Origin of the sequence: Pontibacterium sp. (assembly GCF_041587635.1) — a bacterium.
GTDB lineage: Bacteria > Pseudomonadota > Gammaproteobacteria > Pseudomonadales > Balneatricaceae > Pontibacterium.
The window spans coordinates 1-5,914 of record NZ_JBFGYC010000235.1; the positions used below are offsets into that span (position 1 = coordinate 1).

Here is a 5,914-nt window from a genome sequence, read left to right on the forward strand (position 1 = left end):
ATCCTCTACACCTCGGGTACAACCGGGCGTCCAAAAGGCGCGATGATCAGCCACAACAATTTGCTCAACAATGGCCTGACGCTGTTGGATTACTGGGGCTGGAAAGAGGGTGATGTGCTCCTGCACATGCTGCCAATTTTCCACGTTCACGGGCTCTTTGTTGCTTGTAGTTGTGCCCTGCTGAATGCCAGCGAGATGATTTTCTACAGCAAGTTTGATGCGGCGGAAGCACTGAAATCACTGCCCGAAGCCACCGTGATGATGGGTGTTCCAACCTTCTATACCCGTTTACTGGCTGAACCTGAATTCACGCAGGAAAAAGCCAAGAATGTACGCCTGTTTATCTCCGGTTCGGCACCGCTACTGGAAGAGACGTTCGCCGAATTTGAACAACGTACGGGTAAAGCCATTCTCGAACGTTACGGTATGACCGAAACCGGCATGAACACCTCTAACCCATTGAACGGTCAGCGTATCGCGGGCACCGTGGGCTTCCCGCTGCCGGGCACTGACGTGCGAATCATGGATGAGAACGGCCAGCCATGCGCGACGGATGGCGTGGGTAGTTTGCAGGTAAAAGGTCCGAATGTCTTTCAGGGTTACTGGCGCATGCCTGAGAAAACCGCAGAAGAATTCACCGACGATGGTTTCTTTGTCACCGGTGATCTGGGCACCATCAATGCCGACGGTTACGTCAGTATTGTCGGGCGCTCGAAAGACCTGATCATCAGCGGTGGGTACAACATCTATCCAAAAGAGATCGAGATGGTGCTCAATGAACTGCCGGGGGTGCTGGAATCAGCGGTCTTTGCCTTTGTTCATCCCGACTTTGGTGAAGGTGTCGCCGCCGCCATCGTAGCGGATGATAGCGCTAATCAAGCCACCGCCGAATCACTGACATCCATTTGCCGTGAACATCTGGCTGGCTTTAAAGTGCCGCGTCGTATCGTGTTCCTCGACGAACTGCCACGCAATACGATGGGGAAAGTGCAGAAGAATGTCCTGCGAGACCAGTACGGTCAGAAAGAACTCTGATTGCACTGCCAGATAACCCCGACCTCCGGAACTGTCCCCCTTCGTTGTTCCCGCAATGAATTGTTCCGGAGGGAATTCCTTATCATGATCGTTAGTGTGTAACCGGTATCGGTTTCACCACCTTTTCCGCCACAAGGATGCGCTGTAAGTTCTGGATCTGCAGCTGCAGCGAGTGGCTCAATTCAATGAGCTGCTGTCGCCCGCGCAAACGCTCTCCTTCATTCAAGTGGTCCAACCCCCGCACCAGATGATCTGACAGCTGATGCAACTGTTTATGCACTGACTCAATTTCGCGAAACTCTGCCCGATGCCCCAGTTGCACACCACCCAGACCGTAATACCAGCGACCAAAACGGCAGCTATGATAGTCATCTGGCCGCGGTGCGTTTTCTGGCGACGTGCCGTTCAGGCGCAACAGCAGTTCATCAAGCCAATCCTGGTGCTCTCGGGACGCCAACAACAGTGCCCGTTGCTCTGGCGAGTGATAGCCTTTCTCCATCATCCATTCCGGTGAGGGTGTCCAGTTATCTGCCCAGTCCAGCGCTTGCTCAACCGGCATCGGCCGGGCAATACCGTATCCCTGCACAACGGTACAGCCCATTTGCACCAGCAGCTGACCATGTTCGGCCGACTCAACCCCCTCTGCCACCAGCTGGCGGTTAAAGGCCTGCGCCAGACCAATCACACTTTCCACAATCGCCAGATCTTCTTTATCGGTCAGCATATCGAAGATAAAGGACTGATCAATTTTCAGGGTCTCAGCGGGCAAACGGCGAAAATAGGTCAATGAGGAATAGCCCGTGCCAAAGTCATCCAGCGCGATACGGAATCCCAGATCCTGACAGGCTTCAAAGATCTCCCCGGCATGGCTGATATCTTCCAATGCAGAGGTTTCCAGCACTTCGATCTCCAGCAATCCGGGCGACATACGCGGATAGGCATGAATATAAGATTGCAGACGCGGCATAAAGTCGTCCGCCAATAACGTTGCTCCCGAAAGATTCACACTAAGACGTAACGCATACCCCTGCTGCTGCCACTGCTGAAGTCGCTCAAACGCTTGTTGCAGCACCCAGTGATCCAGTTCGATCTCTACCGGATGTCCGTTGATCAACGGCAGGAAGCGCGCGGGCACCAACAACCCATTTTGCGGATGTTGCCAGCGGATCAGCATCTCGAAACCCAGCACTTTCTGCTGAACCAGATCCACCTGCGGTTGGAAGTAAAGTACGAACTCCTCCTGATGCAACGCGCGGCGGATATCCGCGACCGCCTCACGGCGATAAACTGAACGCTGGTCATGGTCGAGATCATACAACTGATAGCGATTGCGGCCGGTCATTTTTGCCTGATACATCGCCTGATCAGCATGCCGCAGCAACAGATCCGGATCAGAGCCATCGTCCGGGTAGAGCGTGATTCCCATACTCGCAGAGACCTGCAACTCCAGCCTCTCCACATGGATCGGTCGGGCGATCAGCGACAGCACCCGTTCAGCGGTTAATTCACAGGTATGGACACTTTCCAGTTCGCTCAGCAAAAGCACAAACTCATCGCCACCCAGACGCGCAACAGTATCGTGCGCACGCAAACTACTTTTCAGACGCTCCGCAATCTCCACCAGCAGCTGATCACCTACGTTATGACCGTACTGGTCATTGATCTGTTTGAAACCATCCAGATCCATGTAACACACGGCGATATAACCCTGCATCCCCTCGGCGCTGCTCAACACTTGCTTCATACGATCGGCCAGCAACACCCGGTTGGGCAAACGGGTCAGCGAATCGTAATGTGCCAGCATCTCCAGACGTTCCTGATGGATTTTCATCTGAGTAATATCAGAAAACACACTGACATAATGGGTCAGTAACCCTTGGGTATCATGGATCGCAGAGATGGTAGTTAATGCGGTATATACCGTCCCGTTTTTGCGCCGGTTGAAGAGTTCACCCCGCCAGTAACCCTGTGTATCGAGCACCCGCCACATTGCACTGTAGAACGCCTCGGACTGACGCTCTGATTTTAGAATGGACGGCCGCTCTCCCAGCACATCCTCACGGCTATAGCCGGTAATCTCTGTAAAAGTAGGGTTTACATCCAGAATTCGCTGCGCCGCATCGGTCACCATGATCCCTTCATGGGCGTTATCGAACACCGTCGCAGATAAGCGTAACCGAGCTTCCGATTCAACTCGATTGGTCTCATCCAGAACGTAGCCCCGCAGTACTTCTACTTTGCCCTGATCGTCCCACTCCGCCACGGTATAGTCATACAACCAACCCACCGAGCCGTCTTTACGCACAATGCGGTAACGCTGCTCCCAGCTGGTGCGCCCTTCCTCAAAGAAACGACTGACCTCTGCACCCACCCGCTCCCCATCTTCCGGATGAATGCAGTCACTGTAACGAAAATCCTCAGCCATCATCTCGTCAGGACCAAAACCAAATACGATACCGATGTTGGCCGAGGCGTAACTCACGCGCCAGCCCTCTTCCGGCCGCCATACCAGTACCGCTACCGGACCGTCAGTAAACAGATCCCGTTCGGCCTGCAGTTCTTTCTCAGCGAATCGGCGGGTACTGATATCACGGGCGATCCCCAGAATCCCGATCAGGTTCTGCGCATCATCCTTCATCGGCGTTTTGATTACTTCATAGTGGCCTTCATAACTGCCATCGGCGTGACGCAGGATTTCCTCGTTCTTACGCGCCGCATCCTTCTGTGCGGTCAATTCATCGTTGTGCCTGAAGTAGTCGGCGTCTTCCCGGGGAAAGAGGTCATAGTCGTTTTTGCCAATAAGATCCTGCTCTGAATATCCCGCAATAGATTCAAACGAACGGTTACAACTGAGATAGCGCCCCTGCGTATCTTTTAACCACACCAGATCAGGCAAACTGTCCAATACGCCGCGGAATACGTCGGGTTGCGGACGGTGATCTATGTTTCCGGAAGCCGTGTATGAGAGTGTGCGGCACTGCTGCAAGGCTTGCAGATCAATCAGATAGGTCTGCCGCTGTGCATCCATCATCACCAAATGGCTATCACCATGTTGTGAGAAGCAGGTTTCTGCATCAGCGATAAAGCTAGCCAGATTGACGTCCAGTGCAGGTGGAATGGAGAGACTTTCAAGTACCGCGTTGGTGCTTATATCCGCCGCTAGAAACTGCATGACCCGCTTCATCGTCAGATATCCTGCCGGATTACCAGATACGGACGGGTAACCGATCATACACACGGTATCCGGGTGACAGGCCAGTTGCTGAATGACCGCTGATAACGGCTGGTCGCTGTTAATCCAAGGCAGCGTTTTCCGCCACCGGACAAGAAAAGGGGGTATCTGATCAGAGCTCATACAACGTACCATCGGATCATGAGCCTGATCGATTGAAATCGGCATCATATCCCTCGATTTTCAGACGACCGTTACACCTGCAGATCCATCTGCCAGCCATACCATCTGATCCTTTTTAATTACATCTTGTTATAAGGTTAATCATACCTCTTATGCACGGGTATTATCACCTGATTTCAAACAAGAATATTATTCTAAATTCATACCAAAAACCGAGTAACACTATATAAACATGTCAATTAAACCCGATTTGTAACGTTGACCTGAGCCAACATTCAAACAAATAAAACAATATTTATACTGGTATGGCAGCACGGCATCCGTATAATCGATCAATATTTCAACACCTTGCGCGGCGTGGAGGCACGGCACTCCCCCGCATCAGAATATCCTGCACATTGCAGAGTGGAGCTTGCATGGACGACTTAAACGATCAGAATCTGACCGGAGCGCTCAAACGTGATGTACGCTCCATCGTGCAGCATAACGTGATCACCTGCCCTCCAGACTTCAGTTTGCAGCAAGCAACCCGCGAAATGTTCGATAACCACTGCAGTTCAGTGGTCATCGTTAAGGATAGCCGCCCCATCGGCATCTGGACCGAAGCCGATGCTTTAAAGATCAATTACGATCATCTTGACCAAGCCACTACACTGATTCACGAGCTGATGAGCACGCCCGTCAGCACCATTGCACTGGATGCTTCTCTGGACGACGCCACCTGCCTGTTCCGCCGCAACGGCCTGCGTCATCTGGTTGTGGTCGATGAAGAGGAAAAGCTCTCCGGCATCATTACTCAGAGCGATGTGGTGATCCATCAGGATGTGGCCTACTTCCTGCGCATGAGCGAAGTCAGCACAATCCTGCCCCAACAGCAGCCGCCCCAAGTCGATCAGTTATGCGGCCTGCCCGACGCTATAGCAGCAATGCGGGCAAGCCAGACCGACTGTATTCTGGTGACGGTGAATGAACAGCCGGTGGGGATGTTGACCGAACGGGATGTGGTGCGCCTGATTGCCCTTGATCAACTGCACCGCCAGCTCTACGAAGTGATGAGTACACCGCTGATCAGCGTCTCGGAAAATATGAGCCTGCTCTCGGCGCGAGCCTTGATGGAACGTCGCCATATCCGTCATCTCTGTGTGACCTGTGCCGATGACAGTATCTGCGGCGTGGTGTCTTTTGCCGATGTGCTGGCGAATATCGAGCAAGCATACGTCAACCGTTTACGCGATGCGCTGAACAACCGCACGGCGGATCTTGCGCAAAGCGAAAATAGCCTGAATATGGCTAAAGCGCTGATCGATGCCTCGATGGACGGCATCATGGTCACCGACGAGAACGGTGCCATTCTGTCGGTGAACCCCGCATTTACGATTCTTACCGGCTATTCTGAACGCGAAGCGCTGGGGCAACGTCCCAGCTTACTCAGCTCGGGAAAACAAGGCCCCGACTTCTATAAAAATTTATGGGCTGCGCTGAAGAAGAACGGTAGCTGGCAAGGAGAGATCTGGAACCGACGCA

Annotated in this window: 3 protein-coding genes; 2 read left to right on the top strand and 1 reads right to left on the bottom strand. The window is 52.9% G+C overall.

Annotated elements, in window-relative coordinates:
• Positions 1-1,035 (top strand): AMP-binding protein (locus ABYW01_RS12165; protein ID WP_372833007.1); only part of this gene is annotated, 1,035 nt, incomplete at its 5' end.
• A gap of 91 nt (positions 1,036-1,126) precedes the next feature.
• On the opposite strand, the gene ABYW01_RS12170 is transcribed toward ABYW01_RS12165, so the two are convergent.
• Positions 1,127-4,438, bottom strand: a complete 3,312-nt coding sequence (locus tag ABYW01_RS12170; RefSeq protein WP_372833008.1) for an EAL domain-containing protein — start codon at positions 4,436-4,438, stop codon at positions 1,127-1,129.
• Between the two features lie 368 nt (positions 4,439-4,806).
• Here ABYW01_RS12170 and ABYW01_RS12175 point away from each other — a divergent pair.
• Positions 4,807-5,914, top strand: a 1,108-nt coding sequence (locus tag ABYW01_RS12175; RefSeq protein WP_372833011.1) for a CBS domain-containing protein, incomplete at its 3' end; no start/stop codon positions are given.